Below are 23,656 nucleotides of genomic sequence, written 5' to 3'. Positions count from 1 at the left end.
TTATTTATGCTTGCCATTCTGAAAAATTAAAAAATACAAATCAACAATTGGCATAGACATTTGGGTAAAACTCAACACTTACAATAATCCCACCATACCCTTGCATAGCCATCACTATCACATTCTGACTATTTACCACTGCTACCCACAGAGAGCATGAGACTCGGTGGACATTAGAGATGCTAGCAGCTTCCATGCCCCTCATGAACTCCATACTGCTGGATCAAAAGTACTTTTCAGCAACATCAACATATGGATGGCTACATCTGATGCAGATCAAAAGTGCTTTTTAGCAACGTCGGCATCCTGATGGCTCTATCTGATGCTGCTCAAAGTAGCCGGGACTCCACCGAACCGACTTCGCCCCCTAGAGCCATGACTCAGCAAACTTGCTCACGATCACAGCTGGTCAAGTATGTCTTGGATCACCTGAAAATTACTCAATTAACTAACCAGTCCATTACTGAATAAAATTGTCTGCATAACAATTTCTTTCGAGAAACGCTTGCATACTCCACTTCAATTTTAAGTAATTTTACCCACTAGGAAAAAAATAACAATTCAAACAAAATGCAAAACAAAACTTCCCAACCAGCCAGGCGACATCGCCATGTTAAAACACTTTCGACATTTTAATTGCAATCCTCTTCTCGGAACCGTCATGGATATATTTTGCTACAGATCAAAATCAGCGCAGCCAAGAACAATTGACCAACGCCACAACCAATCATACTCACAGACATCACAACTCAGCATTCTAACCAAGTTGTTTAAGAATGGCATTCTCAACCAAATTCGATCATTACCAAAGCGCCCCATAATAATCTTGCTGCTACTTTCTCCCTTTGCACAGGCAGACGACTTTTATGTGTACAACTGGTCAATAGAACTTCTCCCCGCTAGCACACGCGACCTTCTAAAAGGTCCAGACATTGGACAACTCTGCACAGCAGTAACTGACGACATTAATGCATTACAAAAAAGCAATTTCAGATACAAATATTGCAGCCACAACTTTGGCAGTTGCATTGCCATAAATGCCAACTTTGACTGTGCCAATGCGCCTCTATATCAAGTCATTGCAGAATTTTTAAATACTGCACCCACACTAAAGAAACTCACCATAACACCAAGTACTAATCCGCCAAGTCAATATCAGTCATACATTCCAGAGTTCTCTAAGGTACAAAAGGGTAAAGTCTTAACCCACTCCTACCTATCACTAAACCTTACCCAAAACAACTCTGCCATACCGGGCGTAATAAAGATACCACTACAATCAAGCAGAGGTGCATTAGACAGCATCACAGGGCCTGGCTCAGCAACTGATAATAATGGCAACACATCTGCGCTGGCTGAAACTAGAAATCAAACTTCAATATCACAAATTTCATCATCTGATAGCAGCATAAAAATGGACAACCCTCTCAGCATTAGTTGGCTTCCCTCAATCTATGAAAGTACATTCCTTGTGACATGCTATGCCGTTGCTGACGAGGCAGATAGTTCGGCAACGCCTGTGCGGAAAAATGTTTGCGGTCTGCTCCCCGGAAGTTACCGATCCGACTTTATCCGCTCCACCATCATGCAAGGAACGGGTAGAACTTTAGACGGGAAGTATATCCACTATGATGCAAGAGGAAAATGCTTCAATTTGGACACTTGCGCCCGTACATCTAATGGAAGCTGCGCTCAACCTGGTGTAACCATAGCTGTTGACCCTGCTATAATTCCAAGAACAAAAAAGGGTGCGACTGTTAATGTCAATATATTAGGGCAGCGCGTAGCTCAGGATGGTGGCGGGTGGATAAATGGATTTCACATTGATGACTTTATGGGAGTTGGGGTCAAAGCCTGCCAGAAACTTGGCATTCGCCATTCCAATATTACCTTGACTGATTACTAGGATTATTACCATGTGCCAAACTTATCATAACAAGGTCTGGATAACGACTCTTGCGTTGATTACAACGCTTCTTTCCACCTTATCCCATAACATCATGGCACAAGAGCAAAATTGCAAAGCTCTTGTAGAGTATAATCGAAACCTCTGGCTTTCACAGCCAGATGGCACGCTATCTCTCCAACTAACACATGATGGAAAAAAGAAATTCGCCATTGGAATATCCCCAACAGGAAAAATAATTGCGTACGACAACAATATTTACGGCGGTGGGGTTACACTAATAGATAACACAGGAAAACATTTGGCAATCATCACACCAAAACTTTCCAACCCGATTGTCGGCCTAGACTGGATTAATCCAAACTTACTTAGGATTGCAGAACACTTAGGTCCAAAGGGCAGCAAATTTCACTTTATAAATATCCCGTCTTCGACAAATGCTATCGCAACATTTACGGAAGACCCTCCTTACGATGGTGAACTTTGCACCCCTGCTCCAGATGCAAAAAATACTGCATGCATCTTCGGCGGACTGGTTCAGATAAACAAGAGCGATTTTTACTCACCACCTGACCCTTTTGGATCAGCAACAACCCTGCAAGACTTAAGCCTTGTGCCAGGGCAAGCGACCTTCGCCCCCACTGAGCCTAAGCTCAAGGTCGAAGTAGCCGACTATTCCAGCAAGTATATACAGGTGCAAATCACCGATCCTGACGATATCAAACAAACACGATATGCTCGCTGGGGCAGCCCGGTATCCTACAGTCCCAACCCTGGCTTTGATGGAAGCCCACCCTCTACTGCCGTATACGGTTTCCTTCCAACACAAGGGACAAGAGTAAGAACATTGTAAATATTCGCGTCTTGCAAAGCACGACAGGCTATTACAATCTAGACGAACTACTTGCATGGAACCCTGCTGGGAATCTGATTGCAGTAGTGGAAGCGAATGACTTAGGACAACGCTGGCTAGTCATACTAGACCGCAACAAACATGGTCCACTCGATGACATTCAGTCCTATCCCAAAAATTATGTTGGTAAAAAACTTCTCTCCATTAATAATCCAATACGCTCTATTACTTTCGTGCCCAACAATATAGTTCGCCTTGATGTAGCTGGAGACATACTTGACATTCCAATCAATCCAGATGGTACCATTCCGGCCACGGCTTCACTCATGAAGACCCACCATGCACGGCCTTCCTTCCTAAATATAAAGCATGGCCTGACCAACGCACAAACGCCCGTAATTGGCTGGTCTTGCCAATAAATTTAATTAGGGGACTTCCGTAATTTCACAAAAAATTTTCTGGAAGTCCCCTTTTAACCATACCGAAGAACCTCGTTCGAGTCCTAATGGTTCAAGAGCTTAGCAAGGCTGCATTCTCCATACAGCAACACAAGGGCGACATATCCCCGCCCAACAACATCCCAACTATCCACCTTCACCGGCTCCAGCGGCGGGCAGGTCTTTGTCAGATTGACGGGCAAGGGCGGCGTTTGCGGCCTCAATGGCGGCATTGAGTTCGCGCAGCCGGTCAGCACCAGGGCGGCAATCAGCAGGCAGCGGGCTTTTCTCAACGACATGGTTATACCTTTCTATGATTTTCGGCTGTGCCTGGCGCAGGGCATCCAGCTTGTTTTCAATCAGCACCGACAGCGCCTGCAGGCGCTCAACCTCGGCCCGATAGCTGGCCAGATCGGCGCGAGCCACCACCGCGCCGCGCTGCGCATCGGCCAGCTCCCATTCCCGGCGCGTAACGTCCATGCTATGGCTATATGCCCACCAGGCCGACCCAAGCCAGCCCGCGAGCAGCACGAGGCCGCAAGCGGCCTTTAAACGTCCTTCCAGCCCGTTCATATCCCCACCCGCAGAAACCCCTTGCACAGTTTCGCACTCCGCACGCGCCGGCAGACGGCGTAGCCTTCACGTCCGCCGCTGGCATTGGTGTTGCCCTCGATGGTCAGCAGCTTGTCACCGTCCACCCGCTCGACAATGCCGGTATGCCCCAGCCCCTTGCCAAAATCCATGATGAAAACGTCGCCAGGCTTCGGCGCGCTCACTCGCAGCGCCGGACGCTCGTTCCACTGCTTCAGCACACCACCAGTCTTCAGCAGCGGATTGACCGCGACCAACTCCGCCGCCGCCTGCTCGGCGCACCAGTAGACGAATGCCATGCACCACGACGCTGGAAACCCAATCCCTACCGCCTGCAGGTACTGGCGCACCTTCGGCCCATCGTTGGAGCCTCGCGGCTGTTCTTCAACGCCCAGCTGGCTGATTGCGACTTGTACCAACTCCATACCTTCCCCTTCAGAAACGACAAAGCCCGCTTGCGCGGGCCTCTTATTGATAAACGTGTACTGCGATCAGCTACCGATTTTGTCGGCCCGCTGCTTCAACCAGGCTTCCAGATACTGCGCACCCAGGATGCCGATACAGGCCCCAATCCCCACCAGCGCCGGCAGCGGCATGTCCGGGAACTGCGTCAGCACCACCCCGGCCACCGTCGAAGTCGCGCCGCCCAGGATGGCGCGGCCGACAGCCAACCTCGCTGTGATTTGCTCGTTGCTCACCAGTAGCTTGCCCAGGCCGATTGCCGCGCCCACCACCAGCAACGCCACCAATCCCTTTTCGTGTTCTTGCAATTTCCTTTCCCTTACATTCCGATATTCAATTTCTTGAAATAGAACCGAATCTGCAGATTTGGGCTATATGCCACTTGCCCACTGCCATCCGTCACCTTGCATCGCCAGTCCGACCCCTTGCCTCTTGGATCACCCGTAAAAGTAATCTTGTCGGTAAACTCGCCGGAAAAAACCGGATGGTTGCCATCCTCCCACAACATTTCCCAAGCAAAAGAATAGGGCGGCTGGCCATACTTCGGGGTACACGACACCTCCAGGAATACCCTTGGCCGACCAATCCCCATCGTAAATGTCGTCTCGCTCAGGTATGTCGAAAGCTGCGCCGCAAGCGGCTTAAACATGCTTTTACCGAAGAAAGCCAGACCGGAATAACTGCCGCCGCCCACTTCGGCCAAGTCCCGAAACACTTGTTCGCCTGCGCTGCCGCTGGCATTGCCTCCCCGCCCGACCTCCACATTGAGTTGCCAGGCCGACACCGCCCCACTAGCCGGCAAAGTCATGCGGCGGCCTCCAGCTGGGCAACTCGCGCCATCAACTGCGCTATCTGCAGCTGCTGCGCCTTGATGGCCTCGACAAACAGGCCGGCCAGGTTGCCGTAAGCGACAGTCAGGGTTTTGTTTTCGTCGGCGGCTTCGATCACGGCTTCCGGCTGCACTTCCCGCACTTCCTGCGCGATTAGCCCCACCTGGCGCGCTCCGGTGTCCATCCGGGTGAAGGTGTAGCCATTGAGCCGGCAAACCCGCTCCAGGGCGTCCGGGATGCGTGTTATGTCGGTCTTCAGCCGCGCATCAGAAAACCACGTCACATTGCCGGCAGCTGTCATGTCTCCGTTGGCGGCGTTGACAAACCAACGCCACGGGCCGGCGCTCCAGCCACCCAGGCCGAAGAAACCATCCGCGCGCAGGCCCAGCTTGACCGCATACGCCCCCTGGCAATGAAACGCCATCGACGCCATGCCCTCATCCCCGGCGCTGCTCGGCACGTTGCGCACCTCCAGCGAGGAATTCGTCCCTCCAGTGGAGTTGGCATTGATGTTACCGCTGACGAGTTTGCCGCCGGCAAGGATGTTGCCAGCCGCCGCGTAGTCGCTGCCGGTCCAGGCATGGGCATTGGCGGCCACGCCCGGCCCGGACAGATGCAGCACGACCGCCACCGGCTTGTCGTCGCCGCCCGCGCACACGTCCAGCGCCGCCAGCTGACGCCCGCCGGGTTTGCCGGCTCGCCACACCGCGTAGGCTTGGGCCGCGTCCGAGCAATTCAACTGCAGCGCCGGGCCGCGCGCCGTCCCCCCCCAGGCTTCCAAGCTGCCGCCCGCCGCATTCGCCTGAATCGACTTGCCGAAGGTCTTCGCCCCGGTGACAAGCTGTTCGCTGCCGACTGTCAGAAGGTCCGCGCCCTGCAGGCCATCCAGCGTGTCCGCATCCAGGCCCGACCCTGCGCCGTGGTTGCCGCTGTGCCAGATTTGGCACCACTTCCCCCAAGTCTCGTTGTAACGACTCCGCAAATACAACCGCGGTCGTTCCGTACTGAAGGTTTGATACTGCTGGAAGGTCATGTTCTCGGCGTTGCACACGCTCAGCGCGCCAGCATCGCCGCTGGGATAGTTTGCCCCGCTAGCGGCATTGGCATTCATGCGTTGCCGCCACCAGCCATTTTGCTGCAGGGTATTCAGATCCACCTTATCGACCAGTTCGCCCCGGAACATCGATAGCGGCGCATCGTTGCCGCTGTGCCAATGGCGGTTAAACCCGCTCCACACGCCGTTTTCGAGTCGGGCCTCGTATACCTCGCCGCCCCAGGCGCGATAGGTCAACGTGCCCCATTTGTCGCTCAGGAAATTGACCATGAACATGCCATTGCCACCCCTGCCCGGCGCGCCCGCGACCCCGTTGCCCTCGTCCGCTTGCGCGTGGTAGAAGCCGTTGGGGCGCTTGTCTGTCAGCGCGCCCGCCCTGACGTTTTGCGCGTTGCCGCCTAAGCCGACACTGGCCAGGTCGCCAGCCTCCAGCTTCTTGGCCATCGCTGCGGTCAGATTGGCCGCGAAGTCCTTGTCATTGCCTAGAGCGGCGCTCAGCTCCTTCAGCGTGTCCAGCTGGCCCGGCGCGCCGTCCACCACCCGCGCCACGGCGGCATTCACTTGCGCGGGCGTGGCAAAGCGTGCGTCCAGCCCGTCCACCAGCGCGCGGGCCTCCTCCACCGCTGCCGCTGCACCGGACAGGACGCCGGCACTGGCTGCCGCCTTCGCTTCCGACTGTGCCGCCGCGCTGGCGGACGCTGCAGACGCCTCCCGGTTGATGCCGGACTGCTTTTCCGATGTCGCCGCGAAGTCCGCGCTTTTGCGGGCGGCGTCCTCGTTGGCCTTGGCGGCGCGGGCGCTGGCCTCCGCCGCTGCCGCGCTGTCACCGCTGGCCTTGGCGCTGACCGCCGCCGCGTTGCGCGAGGCGATCAGGTCGGCGGAATTGTCCACCACCACCCGCCGCGCCGCCTCCATCGCCGCCAGCCCGTCTTTTGCCGCCTTGTCTATCGCCGGCCAGGGCATCACCATGCGCGCCCCGCCCAACTCGTCGTAAAGCGTCGCCTGCGGCTGGTCGCTGAACAGCACATCGCGGAAGCCCGCCAGCGTCGTCATCCAGCGCCGCTGCATCTTGGCCAGCTCGGCGGCCACCTCGCCCAACGGCGAGCCGGTAAAGTTGCGGACGATGGCGTAAGCCTGCTTGTCGGCATTGCCGCCCAGGTAGGGCGTGCGCAGCTTCAGCAGCGCGCCGCCCTCGTCCACCCCGGCGATTTCATACAACCGGCCATCAGGCCCAAGCAAGATATCTCCCTGATTCACCTGCCCGGCCCAACTGGTCGCCGCGCCCGTCACATCCAGGCCGCCTTGCTTGACGCTCACTTGGCCGACTCGATACCACGAAACATCCGTTGCCATTTCTCGCACCCATAAAAAAAGCCCGCCGAAGCGGGCATCAAGTTCTATTGCATTACACGTACAGACTGGCGTCGGTCAGCATGATGGTTTGCGGGATGCAATCCATCGCATCGCCACTATCTCGACCGCCCTTAGCCAAATAACAAAACTCGGTCCTAAATCCTGCATCCTCCAGCCTGCCATTCAGCAAATCATAATAGGAGTAATAGGCATAATCGATTACATACTTACCATTGATGGAATAGCAATACGCGGCATTCGGACTATTCCAACGAACCGGCGTCAGCGTGCCATCGGCGCGGCGGGATGGCGTCTGGCCATTCTGCTTGATGATGTGAATATTGGACGCCGTATGCACCACGGCATCCATCAGCACCAAATTCTTTTGATTGCTGTCATAGCACACCGCCCCATCCTCGCGCCGCAATACCATGCCCCAGCGCCCGGCCACATAATTAGGCGTGCGGCAAAACACCAGAATTTGCGGCTGGAAGTTGGGATAGGTGGCCACCGTGATTTCCCAACGACCCGCCCCTGCCCCTTGCACGCCGACGATGCCGGCCCAGCCGCCGGAACGGCGAATGAAAGGCAGCGGCTCGAACGGGCAGTCGACGTAGTAACGCTGCGTGTACAGCCCCATCATGAAATCGAACCACTTCGGCAAAATCCCGCTAGGCGATCCCGTTACCGCGTTGAATTGCGCCAGGCCGACAAATACCAGGGAATACGTCCGGTCGCTGACGACAATGCCGCCATTGCCATTGCGCACCATAAAACCATGGCGGCTCATCGGACCGACATCACATAGAGTGTCGTCGGCGCGACATCGCCGGTTTGCTGCCACCAGCGCACCAGCGGATAGCCAGGACCGTAATCGACGGCGACGCCATGCATGCGCTTGCCGCCGCCGCCGACCGTCGGCCCATAAATCTGCGTGGTCCCCAGGACGAACCCCGCAAGCTCCGGGTAGGCCCGTTCGCCATTGCCGCCGCCCAGGTAGATCACATCCACTAGGCTGCTGGCCAACGAGTCGGTATGCAATGCCACCCGGCCCGCGCCGTCTTTCACCACCAAGCCATGACTACTCATGCTGACAAATCCCCTATCTTGACGCGCTCGACACCGTTTTCGTCGAACACCCGAATCACCCGATTACTGATCTCGGTCCGCGCGCCGTTGCGTCCGCTACTGATGGACACATTGCCGTTGCTGTCTACGACGAACTGCCCGCCGCCCATATTGATCGACCCGCCGCGAATCGCCGCCGCATACAGCGACACCTCGGCGCGAATCTCGCCCGCCGAAATCTTGCCGGCGCTCAGCGTGCCATCCAGCACCATGTCACCGGACACCCCGACCGCCGGGCGTCCGTTGATGTTGCCCACCGTGAACACCTGGCGCACGCCCTCGCCGTCCGGCTGCGCCACATAGAACTTGTCGGCCAGCACGGCGAATTCGCTGCCCTGCGCGCCATTGTTCAGCGCCAGGCCGCTGGCGAAGGTCTTGCCATTGGCGGTGCGGGTGATTTGGATCGACCATTTCCCCATCAGGCCATCGACGCTCTTAGCCTGCTGCGTAATCGTCGCCTCGTTGTCGCCCACCCGCGTAGACATCTGGTCCAGCCGCTGCGCCAGCGAGCCACTGGAACCGGTCGCCGCCTGCAGTTCCTGGCGCACCGTGGCCAGGCCGCTATCCGTCTTGCTGGTCAAAGACTGGATATCGCTGGCCAGCGCCTTGTCCGCCTCGGCCCGCGCCGTCTGCTCCTGCAGCAAGCCGGCCTGCGTGGTTTTCTGGCTCTCCTCATGCTTGGCGGTCAGCGTGTCCAAACGTTTGGACAACGCACCATTGGCCCCCGTCGCCGTCTGCAACTCCTGCCGTACCGTGGCCAGGTCGCCCGCCGTCTGGCTGGTCAAGGTTTTGACATCGCGGGCAAGCGCCTTATCCGCTTCGGCCCGCGCCGTCTGCTCCTCAATCAGCGCCGCCTGCGTGTCCCCCAGCTTGGCACCCAGCGCCAGCCGCGCCGTCGCTTCCTGCTTCAATGCCTCGCTGGTTGTTTTCAGGTCGCGGCGGGCGATGGCGAATTGCCGGGTTTGCACGTCGCCAAGCTGGTCATTGGTCAGCACGTTTTGCAGCGCGGTTTCCACCGCCGACGCCGCCAGTTTGCCGGCTTCGTCGGCCTGCGCGGCGATGTCGGGCAGACGCTCCAACGGCTGGCGCAGCTCCTCTGCCAGTTGGCCGCCGCCGATGCTGTTTTGCAGCTGCTGCAGCAATAGCGCCGGGTCGCGGACCGTCGCCGCGTCCGCCGTCGCCGGCGCGGACACATTGCCCCAGCTGTCAGTCACGCGCAGCCAGTAGTAGTAATGCACGCCCAGGCCGACGCCCAGGTGCGCGAAGCTGTTCGCCGGATAGGCCAGGTCCGCCAGCTTGACCGGGTTGCCATCGTGCGGATCAGCGGAATAGAACAGTTCGGCGCGCGCCAAGTCAGGCACGCCCGCCGGATAGCGCCACGCCAGGTTGATGGCCATCGCCACGCCGACCGCCGCCAGCGACGGCGCGGGCGGCGGCGACTTGTGGCCATGCGCCTCGATGCTGGCCAGCGCCGGGATGCTGCGCAGGCCGATGGCTGACACGCTGGACACCCGCACTTGCCATCGCCCCGGCTGCAGCCCTTCTAGCTCGGCGTGATTGGCCGACTGTTCCGGCAGTTCCTGCCAGTTGCCGCCGTCCTGGCGATAGCCGACCACGTAGCCGCGCAGGTAGGGATGATTGACCGCCGGCCAATCCACCTCCAGCCGCACCGCCCGCCGCCCGTCGCCGGTCAGATAAGCCACTTCGCGCACGGCCACCGCCGACACCGCCGGCATCTGCGCCGGGTCCGGCAAGCTGGATGGCGGCGGCGCATCGATGCGGATGCCCTGCTCGATGGTCGCCCACTTGTTCGGGTTGTGCTGCAGGCCGCTGATTTCGTAGATGCCCGGCTCGCGCTCGCGCTTGGAGACGCAACGCCACAGAGTCGGCTGCAGATTGGTCCCGATCAGCGCCCAGGTTGCGCCGTCCACCGGCTGCGCCGGGAACGCAGCCACCAGTTGCAAGCAGTCTGTCTCGCCGGGCGTCACCACCACGCCGCGCTGCACCAGCGAGCCGTCCGGCATCGGGCATTCCAGGCTGTAACTGACGCCCTCGTCCAGCATCACGGGCGCATCCAGCGTCACGGCCCGGCCCTTGACAGCCAGCAGGCGGCCCCCCATGCGCCGGCCAGCCACCACAGGATCAAACACCGTGAACAACTCGCCCGGCTGCAGATCGACGCCATACAGGCCGGCGGCGAACGTCACTAGCTCGGTTTCCGTCTGCGCCGTTTCCAGGATGTAGCGGCCCAGCTGCTGCGCCTGCGCGCGGCTGGTGCAGGCTACCGCCACCACTTCCGCCGGCTGGTAGCCGTAGCGCGCCAGGCCATCCATATGCTCCACATACTCAATGGAACGCTTCCAGCCATCGTCCGGGTCCACTAGCGACACGCTGGCCACCGTGTAGCGGTCGGCCTGCTCGGTACTGGCATAGCTGAACTGGCCATCTATCACGTTCCCAGGAACGAAATGTTTCGCCGGCACGTCGCCGGGAATGTCGGCCACCACGCGGATGCCGCCGGCACTCGGCACTACCTTGCCGCAAAACACCGACGCCATGTCCTGCAGCACCTTCCAGGCGTCCGCGCCGTCGCCGTGGTAGCCGTGCATCTCGAAGCGGCGGCGCTGCCCGCCCATGCCGTCGCTGACCAGTTGGTCACACCATTGGCCGATGCGGTACAAGTCCCACTTCCACGCGCCATCCGGCGGCAGGTTGATATTGAAGCGCTCGTCGGTGGCGAAGGTGTACAGGCACCAGGCTGGGTTGCTGGAATGCGCCGGCTTGAACGTGCCGTTCCACGCGCCCGCATACGTGCCGGACGCCGGATCGTAATTGCTCGGCACCTGCAGCACCGACAGGTTCCACTCGCTGGTGATTTCCGGAAGCGAAGAGAACTGCCTGGCGTCAAACGTCACCCCCAGCAGCGCATAGCCGGGATAGCTCAGCTGCATCGACTGCAGCATGGTGTAACTGTCCCATTCGGTCGCGTTGATCAACTTTTGAGTCGTGCTGTCCGGCGTCAGCCGGCGCACCCGCACTTGCCACGGCCCTCGCTCCGGCAAGTCGATGCGCACAGACCGTTGATACTTGCTGCGGGTCTTGCCCTCGATGTGGATGCTGCGCGTCTGCTGCCATAGCCCGCCCGGCTGGCGGATGTCTACCGCCATATCTACGCTTGACGGCTTGGTATCGCCATCGTCGTTGATCGACAACAGGCCACGCACGGACACCGTGACACGCACCGCCGTGGCATCCAGATTATCGATATTGCGGACAATGCCATCGCCGGCCGTGACCTCGACCCCGACCGCGTATTCCGTCTCCACCTCGTCAAATCCCGGCATCGGCGCTTGCGCCGCCGTGCCGACACGGTGTTCCACTCGCACCCGCTCGAAGTTGCGCCCGCCATAGGCATCCTGCAGCGGCACCCCGCCAAAAAAAACGGACTGGTCGCCATTGACCAGTCCGCCCATTTCGCCCAGCCCCACCAGCATCAGCACCCTGGCTGTCGCCAGCGATTGCAGCGTGTCTTCCGCCTCGACTGGCCGGCGCGGCTCTCGCTGTCCGCCGCCGCCCGCGCCGATGATTTCCATTGCTTCCATCACATGTCTTCCACGCTGATTCCCGCCGAAATGATGATGCCGCCCGCTCGATGTCGCCCCCAACCCCAGGGCGCAGGCATGCCCTGCGCGCTGCTATTGGCGGCACCGTTGAACAAGTAACTAGCCTTGCCCTGCTGCTGCTCGCTCTGCGACTGGTCCAGGCGCGGAACCGGCGTCAGCATCATCATTGCCCCCGACAGCATCAGGCCGACGCCGACCGCCATCAGCTGCGTGCCGCCAAAAGCCCAGGTTAGCGCGCCAACTGCGATCAGCACGCCCCCCAAAACTTGATTACCGCTGGCCCCAACCACCTCCGGCATGATCAGCACATCACCGGTTGAAATCAGTGTTAGCTCCTGCTCACTGACGTCCCTATCGGCCACCGTCACCCGGAACGCCTGGCCCTGTTCGTCCAGGGCGCGCAAGGCGTTGTGAAAGCCCGGATACAGCGCATTGAGCGCCGGCACCACCTCGGCCGCCGACGACACCGCCAGTTCATGCGCCTGGCCGTACTGCTCGCCCAGGACGCCGCCCAGGCGGATCATCCGCAAAACGCTGTTGCTCATTTCCGATACCTCGCCCGCCTGACGGTTGCCCGCTGCCAATAACCGCCGTAAATATGTGTTTCCGATTGCCGATCCCGTAGGTGATGCAGGATGCGGCCATCACCCAGCCATAGCGCCGTGTGATTGGGCTGCGCGCCCTGTATCTGCATCAACAGCACGTCGCCGGCCTGCGGCGCGTCGTCCACCCACTCGAAGCCGGCCATTTCCGCCGCCGTGGTGAATAAGTCCAGCCCCCGATTCCACCAGCCGTCCCGCTCTGCGCCCGCCGGACGCGGCAGCGACACGTCGCGCTCGCGCTTGTACCAGTCCCGTACCAGCTCCCAGCAGTCGAACACGCCATAGCAATACGGGCGGCCTAGATAATCGGCCTGCCAGCCGCACGGCTCGATATAGCGGTAATCACCGCCGGGATGGCTGACGATGTGCCAGGGCAAGCGCGTGCACTCGCACATGGCCAGGTCCGCCGGGCTAGGATCAGCCGGCGCATTGGGGTGGCTGTGCCAGATGCCGACCACCCGGCCCAGCTGCTCGGCGGCGGCGCGGTCCACCGGGTCAATCCTGAATTGCCGCGCCGGATCGTCAGCCAGGTTGCGGCAGGGATAGACCCGGCCCGAGTCCAGCACCACGCCGCAGGCTTCTTGCTCGCCAGCCTGCGCCGCGTAGCCCAGCATGGCGGCGATTTGTTCTGTTGTTGCGCTCATCGTTTACCCATAAAAAAAACCGCGCTTGCGGTCTAATAATTTGACGATTCCCTATTGAACAAATAGGAAATGCCATTATTCTATTGCGGGCTGTGCTGCCACTTAACAGATGGAGATGTTCACATGAAAAAAATACTAATTGCTATGCTTGCACTTGCATCCAGCGGCGCTTTTGCGGCCAGCTGGAGTTCTTACAATGGCACGATTAATCACGGCTCACTACTAGTTGATGCAGACAGCATCTCAGACACCAATGGCTCTATGAAATTTTGGACTATTTTTTCCCCAACAATAGACACCAACCAACCAAGCGCTGGTTACTCCTACAACATGACTTTGCGGCAAATCAATTGCAGTGCCCGAACTGTAACTTACGTCAAAACGATTTTTTACGACTATGATCAGATTCCACAGGATATAGCCGTGTCGGATAAATCATCGCAAGACATCATCCCTGATAGCGAAAACGATTATTTGTGGAAATATGTCTGCAAGCCATCCGTCCGCAAAGAATTATGGACTTCCGTAAATAACGTGCCTGAATACCTTCTGGAACATACAAAAACGGCCAAGATATACAGCAAAATCCTCCCTGCTAAACAAGCCAATTAGCTGTAGCGCCTCATTCCGGGGCAACCGCCGTAGTTGGCCAGATTGTCCCGGTTTTTGCAGCTGGCCAACCGTTTACCGCATCGATCCAGCCGCTTGTCAGTCACCGGCTTGTCGTTGGCGTCGAACATGGCCGCGCCCTGATAGCCGCAATGCGCACCCCGGTAGACCACATGCGCCGGACAATAGCGCGTCACCAGCACCCCCGGCGCTCGCCTCCCGGCCAGGTCCAGCCGACTGCGCAACTCGAAAGTGAGCACATCGCCGTTATCGGCCTCGCGCCGGTTGATCAGCCAAATTTCCTCCGGGTGCATTTCCGGGAAGGCCGCCAGCTCGCCCCCGGCGCAGAATTTGGCGTGGGTCAGCCGTCGGACCACCTCCCAGCCGACCAAGCCTTGATGTTGCATCACCAGCGCCGTGAAGATGCCGCGCAGCGGCCTGCCGTCCGGCAGCGTGCCTATATTGCTGATTGAAAGCTTCGGACGCGGCGCGCCCTTGTGGCTGCTTTCAAAGCCCTTGGCCTCCATCGCCCACGGCTCGTAGGTCAGCCCCTGAAACGTCACCGCCTGGCCGTTGCCGCTGGCAGTAAAGCGCAGCGGCTGCATCACTTCGCTGGCCGGCGGCCGTATCTCGAATAGCTGCACCAGGGCGTCATGCACCAGGCGCTGTTTTTCTGCGTGTATCTCTCCCATCACTCCCCCGGATCAAATACTTGTTCAAACGCCGCGCTCACCACTTCATCCCCGGCGGCCAGGTAAGAACGGTCCCATTCCGCGCAACGAACCTTGCAGCGCGCCGCGCCGGGATAAGTGAACCAGAACCAGCGCGCCCCGCCCTGACGCGCGAGAAACGCCTCGATGGCGTCGCACATCGCCGCATCCCCCGCGAACGACAGCTTGCGGCTGCGCGCCATGGTGTTGATGCCGTCCGCCACGCGCTGCACATAGCCATCGCCGAACTTGGCTTCACGCACTCGCGCCCGGATCGACGACGACCCGCCAAACAGCGGCGTCCAGCTGAATGTTTCAGCCGCCATATCTACCCCCGAACAAAGTTGTAAATGTCACCGTCCGGCCTCATCGCACTGGCCAGCTTGTTGTCTATTACCCGCTCCACCAGCACTAAAATTTCCCGCCCACCATCCGGCCCCTGCCGCTCCTCCGTCCTGGCCACGGCTCCCGGAGCCAGGTTATTGACGATCACTTTGACCGGCTGGGCCGACGCGGCGGGCGCGGTCGTGGGCGCATTCACGCGGGCAAGAAAGTCTTTCAGGTCGCTATTCGTGCGCCTATCAACTACCCGTTCCCCCTTGTCCAGCAGCCACGTCCCTTCACGCGGAATGTTGTCGATACCGTCATGCGCCATGCCGGACAAGTTTGTGCTGCTGATAGAGGACACCAGGCCCGCAGTTGCCGACACCACCGACGCCATCGCCCCCAGATTGGCCGGAAACGGCGCAGACGCCGCCGCGCCGGCCACAGCCTGCTGAATCTTGATAATGGAGTCGGCAATGGCGAATGCCTTGCTGGCGGCGAACATTGCCCGGTAGATACCGCTGTTTTTGCCCTTGAAGCTGGCCGCCAGTCCGGCCAGGCCGTCAAACAGCTGGCTGGAACTCGATAGCATCGCGGATGCGCGGTTGCGCTCCAGATTCAACAGGTCCGCATTCAACTGCTCTTGATTGCGGCGGATGTAGTCGGCCCGCTCGGTTTCGGTCAGCGTGGTGGCATCCATGATCAGCTGCCTGCGGCGCTCATACTGTTCCTGCAACTGCTGCTCTTCGGACTGCAGGCCGATCCCCTGGCGCTCGCTGCTACGCAGGGCGTCCACCGCCCGTTCGTTGCGCCGGTCTTCTTTCTGGCCGTAATCGCGCTTTTCGTCGTCGGACAGGCCGTGGTTGTATTCGATGTCTAACGACCGTTCACGATGATCCCGCTGTAGCCGCTGCGCCGCGTTGTCGTACTCGCCACCACGCAACCGCTTGGCCACGTCACGCTGGTGCGCCTCGTATTGCTCAACATCGCGGTTCAGCTCGTCCAGGAACTTTTTGTTCTCCTGCCGCAGTTGGCGGGTTGCGTCCAATTCGGACGCCAGCGACAGCAAGCGCTGCTGGCTGGCTGCGCTCCAGCCGGCATACTTGCCTTCTGCGATCTCAAAGCGCGCCCGCTCAACGGCGGATAGCTTTTCGACGCCCATGATTTCACGCTGCATCGCATCGATGGCGGCATCCTCACGCCGCCCTTGCGCACCAGCCTTCTTACGCTCGGCACCTTGTTTCTTGTCGAAGTCCTCGCGCAGCTTGCTGACGGCGGTCTGGTGCGCCTTTTCGGCATCTTGATATGCCTTGCTGCCCTTCTCCAACCCGACGACCGCGGCCTTGAAAGCGTCCTCCTCCTTCTTCGCCCGCTTGTCGTACTGCTCGCGGTCGCTCTGGCGCGAATCGTCGCTCGCATACGCCTTGGCCCGCGCCTCGGCATCCTTGCGCGCTGCCGCTTTGGCCTCTTCCGCCTTGGCCCCGGCGGCGGCGTCCGCCGTCACAGCCTTGGCGCGTTTTTCCAGCTCGACCAGCTCCGATTTCATCAACTGCAGCGCGGCCCTTTTTTGCTCCCGCGTCTGCGAAAAAGAAAAGTCGTTGAAGGTGTCCTCAGCCTCCTTGATGCGTCCCTTCAATTGGGCGGCGCGGGCGTTTTCGCTCTGCGCGTCGTAATGCAGCGCATTGACCGGGTTTGCAAAGCGCATCACCGCGCCGCCGCCCGCCATCGCCTGCCCCCAAAAACCCGCCCCCTCCTTGCGCGCCTGGCGGATCGACTCCGACACATCGTCAAAGGCGTCCGTCAAAATCGCCAGTTGGCCGGCGATGAACGAGGCCACGCCGGATTGCGCCACCTCGGTCTTCATCGCCTCCCACGAATTGACGAAATTGGCGCTGGCCTTTTGCGTCTCGCCACCGAAGGCCGCCGCGTCCGCGCTCATCTTCTTCAGCTCGGCGGCGAACTTGGGTAGGAAGTCCACCGCCAGCAAGTTGCCGGACTCCAACATCTTGCTGAATTCGCCAGTCGTGACGCCCAGCGCCTTGGCCGCCGCTTGTGTGGCAATCGGCAAATGCTCGGCCAACTGTCCCCGGAACTCTTCCGCCGACACCACCCCCTTGGCTGACATCTGCACCAGGGCGAGCATCGCGCCCTGCGCCGTTTCCGCCGACAAGCCGAAAGCGCTGGCCGCCGTGGACAGCGAGTCGAACACCTGGCGCGCATAGGGCGCCAGCGGCGTTCCCTTCACCGCACCGGCAAACTGCGCATAGGACGCCGACGCCTGCGCGAAATCCAGCCCCAGGCCGGACGTTTGCCGGCGCAGCCACTCGATGTCCGACGCAATCGCCTTGATGTCGCCGCCGTTGGCATAGAACAACGATTTCTGCAGGCGCTCGCTGGCAATCTGCGCCTGATTCAAGGCCGTTGCCACCGACACCACGCTGTCTTTGACGGCAGACAGCGCGAACGCCCCGGCAATTGCCGCCCCGGCACGCGCCAGCATGCCAGCGCTGCTTGCGGCCTCCTCCAGCGCCTTGGCCCCGCGCTTGGCGTCGCGCTCCACGTTGTCCATTGCATCGCTGACAACACGCTTGGTCGCAGCCATATCGCCTTGCAGCTGGGCAACCCGCGCTTCCAGATTGATCACCAGCGAGCCTACATTTTGCGCTGCCACCTCATGCCCCCTTCTTTGCCATCATCCGCAACGCTTCGCGCTCCATGTCCTGCAGGCAGGCAAACAACTGCCCAGCCTCTTCCCGCTCGATGCCGCAACGCTGCTCCACCACCGGTAGCACCGCATAGTCCAGGCCGTATACGCCCGCCGGCCCGAGTCGCCATTGTGTTTGCATCGCCTGCCATAACCGCCAGGCCGGCAACGCGTCCGGCAGCAGCTCGAATGTCGCCTCTTCGCGCCGGCCTGGCAGCAGGCCGTCCACCTGATCCAGTGGCACCCCGGCATCCAGCAGCGCTTGCCGATCCTCCGATCGGCTGGCGGCGCGCTCGCCAAACTCCCAGCGCACCGCCTCAATCAGTTTTTTCGGACGGCACCGAAGCGCAGGGCATGGACAGCCTGCTGCAAAGCGGCGTTGACCTGCGGCCCATCCACCGACAGCAAGGCCGCCTCAAGCGCCGCCTGCGACAGCGGCAGCGCCTCGCCGTCCGCATCCGTCACCCCCTCCCACGCTGTGAACACCTCGGCATAGAGGCGGGCGTTTTGGCGGTAGACCTCGGACAGCTCACCCGCGCCGGCCTCCGCCGCGTACTTGGCGAACAGCGCATCCCAAGCCGGCTGCGTCAGCAAACGGCCCGTCAGCTGGATGGTGATTTTGTTTTCCGCGCCAGACTCGGTACGCGTGAGGATTTCAGCTGGTACGCGTACAGTGCCGCTGTTTGCGATCTTGAACATGGGCTTCCTATCGAACAGTGATTTTGATTTCGTCGTCGCCATTGGTCGGCAACAGGGCGAGGGGCAGCGTGGTCATGCTGATGTTGTCGCTGTCGCCGTAGTCGGCGCTGCCGATGCTGACCGTGGCGTCAATCTGGATGATGTTGCCGGCGGTCTTGCCATGCACCAGGGCGAGCGCGCCGCGCTCCGCCGTGCGCGCCAGCGCGAACCAGTCCTTTTCGGCAATCCGGGTGGACTCGATTTGTACCGAACCTGATGGCTTGCGCCCGGTAATCAGCACGCTTTCCACGCCGCCTGGCAACCCCCGATGCTTGACCTCGTTGGCCATGTCCAGCGACAGGCTCTGTACCGCCGGGCTAAAGCCGAACAGCGAAAAGCTGGCGACGTTGGCGGCGTCGAACGGCATCGGGGTTTGAAATGGCGTCAGCTTCAAGGCTGGCGCAGGCGCATCGACAATGCCGCCATGCACGCCGGTAAACACGAACTTCATTTTGGGGAAGGCTTTGTTCTGCAGGTCCAGCGACACCGTGCCGCGAGCGCCCAACAGCTTATGCTGCACGCCGTCCAGGTTGTAATAGAGGGTCAGCGACTCATGCCCGGCCGAAATCGGCGCATAGCTGGCGCTGGCGTCCTTGGTGACGGTTTCCGCGAATCCGCAGCCGCGCAGCAACACCCCCCAGGCCGGGGCCGAACCAGGCGCTCCCGCGCCGGCCAACTCAACTTCAAACTCCGCTTTCATGCGGACGCCGGTAACAACCGATTCCGCATTGCCGAAGTAAGGCCGCACCACATTGCGTTCCGCCTTGTCGCTTTCCAGCGGCGTCACCTTGGGGCTTGCCACCAAAATCGCATTCGCCGCGCCGGTCGGCACCGCGTCCACGCCCTCTTTCGTTTCCACCTTGGCGATAATCGCCACCCTCTTGCTGTTCAATGCCACCGCATTCCTCCCAGGCACAAAAAAAGCCCGCCGTAGCGAGCCGAACATTTTCCAACCAGTACCACTTGGAAATTCCTACAACTCACCTTCCCTGCGCCGGTAGGTCAGCAGGTAGTGCGCCCGGCAGACACCCAGCGCCGGGTTTTCTTCGTCATACCCCCATTCCACCATGCCGGACTGCAGGTCTTGCACCTCCAGCGAGGCATGCAGCGCCCCATGCGCAGCCTCTAGCACCTCATTACACGCCTCATGCGGCACATCGCCATCCGCCCGGATTTCCAGCTCCACCGACAATTGCCGGTACTCATAGCCAACGGGACTTCCGGACAACGGTATATCCTGCAGCTGATGCAGCAGCAGCGCCGGGAACTCGCCAAAGCTGTAGCCGCGTTCAAGGTCGCGGCTCACCCGGTTATCTGCCGGCGTGGCACCAAGTAGCGCCTGCTCCACTCCCAAAATCAATGACTGAATCTTGCTCATGCTTCTTTCCAATAAATGCGCCAGGTCATCGCCACCATATGCGGCGTGCTTTCTCCAGCGTCCTGCGACGACTCTTCCAAAGTGTCGTAAATCAGTACCCCGCCCGCCACGCCTCGCCATCGCGCCAGCCGACGCCGCACCACCCAGGCCACCGCATAGGCGGCATCATAGTCGGGCGCGACAATCGACAGCTGCACCAAACTGCGCACACCGCCAGTAGGCCGGCGCGCTGCTTGGTGCCGCTTTTCGTCTACTACCTGATAAGCCATCGCCGGTAACTCCGGTTCGCCCGGCAGCTCCACCGGATACACCCGGTCGCCCACCAACGCGGCCACCTCTGGCGCGGCCAGCAGCTCCACCAATACCGCCCCTATCACCTCATCAACTCCCCACTGATCAACGCCGCCCGCACTTCGTCCGCGACGATCCCGACCGCATCCGGCAGCTTTTCCGCCGCAGGGCGCATAAATGGATAGGGCGGGACAAATTGCCCCGCCCCTTTCAGGACTTCCCGCGTCGCCGTTCGTCGCCGCTCGCCGCCTGCGATCTTCTGCCCTCGCCCACGCTTGACGTGGCCATACTCCAGATAGCGCCCGTACCAGGCCCGCGAGCGTAGCCCCACCTTGTAAGCCACCGCTCCGCGCTGGCCACTGCCCCGCGAACTGGCGACGACAATCGACTTGGCCAGCAAGCCGGATCGACGCTGCACCCGGCGGCGGGCCTCGTCCCGCACCAGGGCGGCCCCCTTGCGCAGCCCCCGGCGCAAAATCTTGCGCTGCAGGTTGCGCGGCACTGCATCCAGATGGCGCATCAGCGCATCCAGGCCATGAACCTCACCCGTTGCCATCATGCGTTTCCAGCATCAGCACCAAATAGCCAGGCTCCTTGTGCGGCTCCGCCGTTTTGATTTTGAACGGCTGGCCATGGACCAGCACCCGCCAGCCATCCGCCACCACGCGGCAGCGGATGGTCGCCCGGACCCTGCAGCCTGTTTGCTCGGCCAGCGCTGCCGTGTAGGTTCGCGCCCCCAGGTAGTCCACCCGCGCATGCACCGCTTTCGGTTCGCTCCAGACCTCCCGCACCGCGCCGGATGGGGTGCGCGTCTTGGTAGGCTGGCTCAACCGAATGCGGTCTTTCAGCATCGACGCATTCAAGCCGCGCCCTCGTTCCCATCCTCCAAGGCGAGGCCGACCCGCTCGAATACCTCCATGAAATCAGCGCGCAGCACTGCATCGGCCTTGCCGCTTGCCCACTCTTCCTCCGTAAAGTAATACTGGCGACGACCACCCGCCGCCACGGCAGCGCGAACCGCTTCTTCTCCGCACTCCAAATATTCGCCAATCTCCTCTATCTCTAAAAAATCCGCAGGCATGAACAGCAAGTCATTCAGCCGGTAATTCTCATTTCCTTCGAGAGTTTTGATTACACGGGCCTCAACCCAACGCCAATCCTTATCCACACATTTCCCCTTGTTCAAATCCATCCACCCGCCGGGCAGTAATGGGCAATCAAACTATCCACCAGGCCATCCGGCAGGGCCACCACGCTGCCGGCGCTGATCTCTTCGCGGTAGGCGTATAACGTGGCAACCCGGAAGCGCAGCCACTGCCGCATGTCCTCCGGCACGTCCTGCCCGTCCTCGGCAAAGCCAGCCCGGTAGGCTATCGAAATTGCCCCTGGCACCGGGTCTACCTCCGGCCAGCTTCGCAGCGGCTTGAGGCACAAACGCCGCCCGTCTTGCTCGATGTGGAAGGCATTCAGCGGCAGCGGCTGGCGCTGCCCTTGCTGCATCGCTTCGATGGCAACTACCTCGCGCCCGCCCGCAATTTCCAGATACAACCAGGGCAGGCCTGGCCAGGTGTCCAGCGTCTCGCGGCAATCCGCCATCAGCAGCGGCCCGCCGGCCCTGGCCTCGGCGCTGGCGACGGCAGCCCGCTCGATCATCTGCAGCAAGCTGTCGTCGTCGGTCAGATCCGCATCGATGCGGCATTGCTGCCGCACCTCCTCCAGCGTCAGCACTGTCGCCGGACTGCGCCGGATTACCTCGGCGGCCATTTACGCGCCTTCGCTGGCTGGCTGCACCTTGGCCTTGCTCTTGGCCGGCACCGGCTTGCTCTCCGGCTCGCCTTCCGCCTCCTCGCCATGCAGACGTGCCACCCCCGCCGCCTGCAGCGCGTCGGCCTTCTCGTGGTCTTCAAAGCCGGCCACGTCGCCCGGCGTATACATTCCGTGCGGCTTCACGAATTCAACTGTGATCATGTTCCCTACCTCCTATATAAAAAGGCCCGCTTGCGCGAGCCTTGAACCGTACTTACTTGCCCCACTTGATGCCGACGCCGACCGCAATCGACTCTTGGTGACGCGGACCAAAATCATGCTTGGCAATGACGCGGATAAGCGTCTGGTCGCGCTGGAAGGCGCTTACCATCTGGCCGTCAGTATCCTTGTAAGTGGCTTCCTTGGAAAAATCGATTACCAGGGACTGGTCTTCACCGATGAAGCAGTCGCCGAAGTCGGCGAAATACAATTCTGACTCGTCGCCATCCTTGCCCAGGTTGTTCGGGATTTGCGTCGTCACGCCGACCGGGTAGCCCTTCAGCGTTCGATTGGCCAACTCCGGATAGACCTTGCTGCCCTTCATGTCCTTCAGGCCCTCCAAGAAACGGAAAGTCCTCGGGGACATCACCCAGCCCGGCGACACCATATTGGCGTCCGCGCCTTCCAGCGACAGAATCAACTTGTTCAGGAAGTTTTCCAGCACCTGCAGCGCAGCCGCATCGATGGCGCTCAGCTCCGGCGCGGTAAACACGCTATTGGCCAAGGCCCAATGACGCAGGCCCTTGGGCAGGTTGCCGCTGCCGTCGTCACGCAAAAACGCCTTGTCCTCGCGCGCGCCGACCGACGATGTCAGGTCATCCACAATCAGCTGATCGACGTTCGGGCTGATGCCGGCATTGCTCAGCAAGTCATTGCTGATCGGCACCAGAGCCGACATCTTTTTGCTCGACAGCTTCAGGTCATCGAACTTCACGCCGGTTACGGGCGCGTCGCTGTCAGAGCCGATATAGCCGACCGTCGCCCCGCCTCGCAGACGCGGAATCGTCAAATTGCCGTTGTTCAGCGGCAGCGAGCGCGCGCCCAGCTTGCGTACCACGGTTTTAGGACGCAGCAGCTCGATCACTTCGCGCGCCATATTGGTTGGCACCAGCACGCCGCCAGCGGACGGCGACCCGGTATTGAGCGCCGCCGCCACCTCCTGGCCATAACCGCGTTCATCCGCGATATTGGCGGCCTCGCGGTAATTGCCCTGCGCCTCGATCAGCGCCGCCGCCATGCGCGCCATGCCGCCGCCCTTCACGGTCGGCGCGGCCGGCGTCGCATGGATCGGCGCCGCAGCTACGCGCGGGCCTTGCGGGTTGTCCACCGGCTGTGCCGTGGCGGCCGTCATTCGCTCGGCGGCTTCGGCGCGGGCGATCTTGGCCCCGATGTCATCAAACTCTTTTTGCATCGCGTCGATGCTGGCCACCTGCTCGGCGTTCAGCGCGGCGCCGGTCGCCTCCAGGGCGGCCAGTTGGTTCACAGCGGCGGACAGTTCGGCACGGCGTTTTTTCAACTCAAGCACTACGGACATCCAGACTCCAGACGTAAAAAAAGCCGCTGGAAGCGGCTGAAATGAAAAACGCGCCCGAAGGCGCGGTATGTTGGGTTTG

The 23,656-nt window shown here is 60.5% G+C and carries 28 protein-coding genes; 4 read left to right on the top strand and 24 right to left on the bottom strand.

What is annotated here, in order from left to right:
* Positions 1-661 precede the first annotated feature (661 nt).
* Genes BI344_RS24820 through BI344_RS24815 form a run of 3 tightly spaced genes read left to right on the top strand, consistent with a single transcriptional unit; the run spans position 662 to position 3,178 of the window.
* Entirely contained in the window at positions 662-1,906 is a 1,245-nt protein-coding gene (locus BI344_RS24820; RefSeq protein WP_206600366.1) for a 3D domain-containing protein, read from the top strand.
* Positions 1,907-1,916: 10 nt separating this feature from the next.
* Positions 1,917-2,759: a hypothetical protein gene (locus BI344_RS23865; RefSeq protein ID WP_139166962.1), complete on the top strand. Its 843-nt coding sequence runs from the start codon at positions 1,917-1,919 to the stop codon at positions 2,757-2,759.
* Positions 2,760-2,770: 11 nt separating this feature from the next.
* Positions 2,771-3,178 (top strand): hypothetical protein, encoded by a 408-nt coding sequence (locus BI344_RS24815; RefSeq protein ID WP_206600365.1) that lies wholly within the window; start codon positions 2,771-2,773, stop codon positions 3,176-3,178.
* A 165-nt stretch (positions 3,179-3,343) separates the two neighbouring features.
* On the opposite strand, the gene BI344_RS10925 is transcribed toward BI344_RS24815, so the two are convergent.
* The 10 genes from BI344_RS10925 to BI344_RS10880 all read right to left on the bottom strand — a co-directional run bounded on the left by BI344_RS10925 (position 3,344) and on the right by BI344_RS10880 (position 13,483).
* Entirely contained in the window at positions 3,344-3,769 is a 426-nt protein-coding gene (locus BI344_RS10925) for a hypothetical protein (RefSeq protein WP_071112941.1), read from the bottom strand.
* Positions 3,766-4,212: a CHAP domain-containing protein gene (locus BI344_RS10920; protein WP_071112940.1), complete on the bottom strand. Its 447-nt coding sequence runs from the start codon at positions 4,210-4,212 to the stop codon at positions 3,766-3,768. The genes BI344_RS10925 and BI344_RS10920 overlap by 4 nt, the downstream gene beginning before the upstream one ends.
* A 66-nt stretch (positions 4,213-4,278) precedes the next feature.
* Positions 4,279-4,557, bottom strand: coding sequence for a phage holin family protein (locus tag BI344_RS10915; RefSeq protein ID WP_071112939.1), 279 nt, complete (start codon positions 4,555-4,557; stop codon positions 4,279-4,281).
* Positions 4,558-4,568: 11 nt separating this feature from the next.
* Positions 4,569-5,057, bottom strand: a complete 489-nt coding sequence (locus BI344_RS10910; protein WP_071112938.1) for a hypothetical protein — start codon at positions 5,055-5,057, stop codon at positions 4,569-4,571.
* The gene (locus BI344_RS10905; protein WP_083370171.1) at positions 5,054-7,486 is read right to left on the bottom strand and encodes a pyocin knob domain-containing S74 family peptidase; all 2,433 of its coding nucleotides are present in this window, start codon (positions 7,484-7,486) and stop codon (positions 5,054-5,056) included. The genes BI344_RS10910 and BI344_RS10905 overlap by 4 nt, the downstream gene beginning before the upstream one ends.
* A gap of 52 nt (positions 7,487-7,538) precedes the next feature.
* The gene (locus BI344_RS10900; RefSeq protein ID WP_139166960.1) at positions 7,539-8,276 is read right to left on the bottom strand and encodes a hypothetical protein; all 738 of its coding nucleotides are present in this window, start codon (positions 8,274-8,276) and stop codon (positions 7,539-7,541) included.
* Positions 8,273-8,575, bottom strand: coding sequence for a hypothetical protein (locus BI344_RS10895; RefSeq protein ID WP_139166958.1), 303 nt, complete (start codon positions 8,573-8,575; stop codon positions 8,273-8,275). Before BI344_RS10895 ends, BI344_RS10900 begins: the two co-directional genes overlap by 4 nt.
* On the bottom strand, positions 8,572-12,216 hold the full coding sequence (gpJ, locus tag BI344_RS10890) for a TipJ family phage tail tip protein (protein ID WP_071112934.1): 3,645 nt from the start codon (positions 12,214-12,216) through the stop codon (positions 8,572-8,574). The genes BI344_RS10895 and gpJ overlap by 4 nt, the downstream gene beginning before the upstream one ends.
* Positions 12,216-12,782, bottom strand: a complete 567-nt coding sequence (locus BI344_RS10885) for a tail assembly protein (protein ID WP_071112933.1) — start codon at positions 12,780-12,782, stop codon at positions 12,216-12,218. The genes gpJ and BI344_RS10885 overlap by 1 nt, the downstream gene beginning before the upstream one ends.
* Positions 12,779-13,483 (bottom strand): C40 family peptidase, encoded by a 705-nt coding sequence (locus BI344_RS10880; protein WP_071112932.1) that lies wholly within the window; start codon positions 13,481-13,483, stop codon positions 12,779-12,781. The genes BI344_RS10885 and BI344_RS10880 overlap by 4 nt, the downstream gene beginning before the upstream one ends.
* Positions 13,484-13,606: 123 nt before the next feature.
* Here BI344_RS10880 and BI344_RS23860 point away from each other — a divergent pair, with 123 nt between their 5' ends.
* Complete coding sequence (locus BI344_RS23860) at positions 13,607-14,095, top strand: surface-adhesin E family protein (RefSeq protein WP_139166957.1); 489 nt, start codon at positions 13,607-13,609, stop codon at positions 14,093-14,095.
* Here the strand turns inward: BI344_RS23860 and BI344_RS10875 are convergent.
* From BI344_RS10875 to BI344_RS10810, 14 genes are all read right to left on the bottom strand, one after another.
* Positions 14,092-14,751: a phage minor tail protein L gene (locus tag BI344_RS10875; protein WP_158021058.1), complete on the bottom strand. Its 660-nt coding sequence runs from the start codon at positions 14,749-14,751 to the stop codon at positions 14,092-14,094. The genes BI344_RS23860 and BI344_RS10875 overlap by 4 nt on opposite strands.
* A gap of 32 nt (positions 14,752-14,783) precedes the next feature.
* Complete coding sequence (locus BI344_RS10870) at positions 14,784-15,128, bottom strand: phage tail protein (protein WP_071112930.1); 345 nt, start codon at positions 15,126-15,128, stop codon at positions 14,784-14,786.
* A 2-nt stretch (positions 15,129-15,130) separates the two neighbouring features.
* Complete coding sequence (locus tag BI344_RS10865; protein ID WP_071112929.1) at positions 15,131-17,797, bottom strand: tape measure protein; 2,667 nt, start codon at positions 17,795-17,797, stop codon at positions 15,131-15,133.
* A 1-nt stretch (position 17,798) separates the two neighbouring features.
* The gene (locus tag BI344_RS10860; RefSeq protein WP_158021057.1) at positions 17,799-18,143 is read right to left on the bottom strand and encodes a DUF1799 domain-containing protein; all 345 of its coding nucleotides are present in this window, start codon (positions 18,141-18,143) and stop codon (positions 17,799-17,801) included.
* A gap of 8 nt (positions 18,144-18,151) precedes the next feature.
* Complete coding sequence (locus BI344_RS10855) at positions 18,152-18,529, bottom strand: hypothetical protein (protein WP_071112928.1); 378 nt, start codon at positions 18,527-18,529, stop codon at positions 18,152-18,154.
* A 7-nt stretch (positions 18,530-18,536) separates the two neighbouring features.
* Positions 18,537-19,466 carry a phage tail tube protein gene (locus tag BI344_RS10850; protein ID WP_071112927.1) on the bottom strand — a complete coding sequence of 310 codons (930 nt, stop codon included), beginning with the start codon at positions 19,464-19,466 and terminating at the stop codon, positions 18,537-18,539.
* 75 nt (positions 19,467-19,541) lie between these two features.
* Positions 19,542-19,946, bottom strand: a complete 405-nt coding sequence (locus tag BI344_RS10845; protein ID WP_071112926.1) for a hypothetical protein — start codon at positions 19,944-19,946, stop codon at positions 19,542-19,544.
* Positions 19,943-20,323, bottom strand: coding sequence for a tail completion protein gp17 (gp17, locus tag BI344_RS10840; RefSeq protein WP_158021056.1), 381 nt, complete (start codon positions 20,321-20,323; stop codon positions 19,943-19,945). The genes BI344_RS10845 and gp17 overlap by 4 nt, the downstream gene beginning before the upstream one ends.
* Positions 20,320-20,796, bottom strand: coding sequence for an HK97-gp10 family putative phage morphogenesis protein (locus BI344_RS10835; RefSeq protein WP_083370167.1), 477 nt, complete (start codon positions 20,794-20,796; stop codon positions 20,320-20,322). The genes gp17 and BI344_RS10835 overlap by 4 nt, the downstream gene beginning before the upstream one ends.
* A complete protein-coding gene (locus BI344_RS10830; RefSeq protein ID WP_071112923.1) occupies positions 20,780-21,088 on the bottom strand; it encodes a phage head completion protein in 309 nt (102 codons plus the stop codon). Before BI344_RS10830 ends, BI344_RS10835 begins: the two co-directional genes overlap by 17 nt.
* Before the next feature lie 8 nt (positions 21,089-21,096).
* Positions 21,097-21,429, bottom strand: a complete 333-nt coding sequence (locus tag BI344_RS10825; protein ID WP_071112922.1) for a hypothetical protein — start codon at positions 21,427-21,429, stop codon at positions 21,097-21,099.
* Positions 21,420-22,001: a head-tail connector protein gene (locus BI344_RS10820; protein WP_071112921.1), complete on the bottom strand. Its 582-nt coding sequence runs from the start codon at positions 21,999-22,001 to the stop codon at positions 21,420-21,422. The genes BI344_RS10825 and BI344_RS10820 overlap by 10 nt, the downstream gene beginning before the upstream one ends.
* On the bottom strand, positions 22,002-22,205 hold the full coding sequence (locus BI344_RS10815) for a hypothetical protein (RefSeq protein WP_071112920.1): 204 nt from the start codon (positions 22,203-22,205) through the stop codon (positions 22,002-22,004).
* Between the two features lie 52 nt (positions 22,206-22,257).
* The gene (locus tag BI344_RS10810; protein ID WP_071112919.1) at positions 22,258-23,577 is read right to left on the bottom strand and encodes a phage major capsid protein; all 1,320 of its coding nucleotides are present in this window, start codon (positions 23,575-23,577) and stop codon (positions 22,258-22,260) included.
* Positions 23,578-23,656 lie beyond the last annotated feature (79 nt).

The organism is Chromobacterium sphagni (genome assembly GCF_001855555.1).
GTDB lineage: Bacteria > Pseudomonadota > Gammaproteobacteria > Burkholderiales > Chromobacteriaceae > Chromobacterium > Chromobacterium sphagni.
This window is presented reverse-complemented; position numbering and strand designations above follow the sequence as displayed.

Excerpts from the sequence above, each read along its gene's own strand:
- BI344_RS24820 (WP_206600366.1), top strand. The coding sequence starts at position 662 with ATGGATATATTTTGCTACAGATCAAAATCAGCGCAGCCAAGAACAATT.
- BI344_RS23865 (WP_139166962.1), top strand. The coding sequence starts at position 1,917 with ATGTGCCAAACTTATCATAACAAGGTCTGGATAACGACTCTTGCGTTG.
- BI344_RS10925 (WP_071112941.1), bottom strand. The coding sequence starts at position 3,769 with ATGAACGGGCTGGAAGGACGTTTAAAGGCCGCTTGCGGCCTCGTGCTG.
- BI344_RS10920 (WP_071112940.1), bottom strand. The coding sequence starts at position 4,212 with ATGGAGTTGGTACAAGTCGCAATCAGCCAGCTGGGCGTTGAAGAACAG.
- BI344_RS10910 (WP_071112938.1), bottom strand. The coding sequence starts at position 5,057 with ATGACTTTGCCGGCTAGTGGGGCGGTGTCGGCCTGGCAACTCAATGTG.
- BI344_RS10905 (WP_083370171.1), bottom strand. The coding sequence starts at position 7,486 with ATGGCAACGGATGTTTCGTGGTATCGAGTCGGCCAAGTGAGCGTCAAG.
- BI344_RS10900 (WP_139166960.1), bottom strand. The coding sequence starts at position 8,276 with ATGAGCCGCCATGGTTTTATGGTGCGCAATGGCAATGGCGGCATTGTC.
- BI344_RS10895 (WP_139166958.1), bottom strand. The coding sequence starts at position 8,575 with ATGAGTAGTCATGGCTTGGTGGTGAAAGACGGCGCGGGCCGGGTGGCA.
- gpJ (WP_071112934.1), bottom strand. The coding sequence starts at position 12,216 with ATGGAAGCAATGGAAATCATCGGCGCGGGCGGCGGCGGACAGCGAGAG.
- BI344_RS10885 (WP_071112933.1), bottom strand. The coding sequence starts at position 12,782 with ATGAGCAACAGCGTTTTGCGGATGATCCGCCTGGGCGGCGTCCTGGGC.
- BI344_RS10880 (WP_071112932.1), bottom strand. The coding sequence starts at position 13,483 with ATGAGCGCAACAACAGAACAAATCGCCGCCATGCTGGGCTACGCGGCG.
- BI344_RS23860 (WP_139166957.1), top strand. The coding sequence starts at position 13,607 with ATGAAAAAAATACTAATTGCTATGCTTGCACTTGCATCCAGCGGCGCT.
- BI344_RS10870 (WP_071112930.1), bottom strand. The coding sequence starts at position 15,128 with ATGGCGGCTGAAACATTCAGCTGGACGCCGCTGTTTGGCGGGTCGTCG.
- BI344_RS10855 (WP_071112928.1), bottom strand. The coding sequence starts at position 18,529 with ATGTTCAAGATCGCAAACAGCGGCACTGTACGCGTACCAGCTGAAATC.
- BI344_RS10845 (WP_071112926.1), bottom strand. The coding sequence starts at position 19,946 with ATGAGCAAGATTCAGTCATTGATTTTGGGAGTGGAGCAGGCGCTACTT.
- BI344_RS10835 (WP_083370167.1), bottom strand. The coding sequence starts at position 20,796 with ATGATGGCAACGGGTGAGGTTCATGGCCTGGATGCGCTGATGCGCCAT.
- BI344_RS10830 (WP_071112923.1), bottom strand. The coding sequence starts at position 21,088 with ATGCTGAAAGACCGCATTCGGTTGAGCCAGCCTACCAAGACGCGCACC.
- BI344_RS10825 (WP_071112922.1), bottom strand. The coding sequence starts at position 21,429 with ATGGATTTGAACAAGGGGAAATGTGTGGATAAGGATTGGCGTTGGGTT.
- BI344_RS10820 (WP_071112921.1), bottom strand. The coding sequence starts at position 22,001 with ATGGCCGCCGAGGTAATCCGGCGCAGTCCGGCGACAGTGCTGACGCTG.
- BI344_RS10815 (WP_071112920.1), bottom strand. The coding sequence starts at position 22,205 with ATGATCACAGTTGAATTCGTGAAGCCGCACGGAATGTATACGCCGGGC.
- BI344_RS10810 (WP_071112919.1), bottom strand. The coding sequence starts at position 23,577 with ATGTCCGTAGTGCTTGAGTTGAAAAAACGCCGTGCCGAACTGTCCGCC.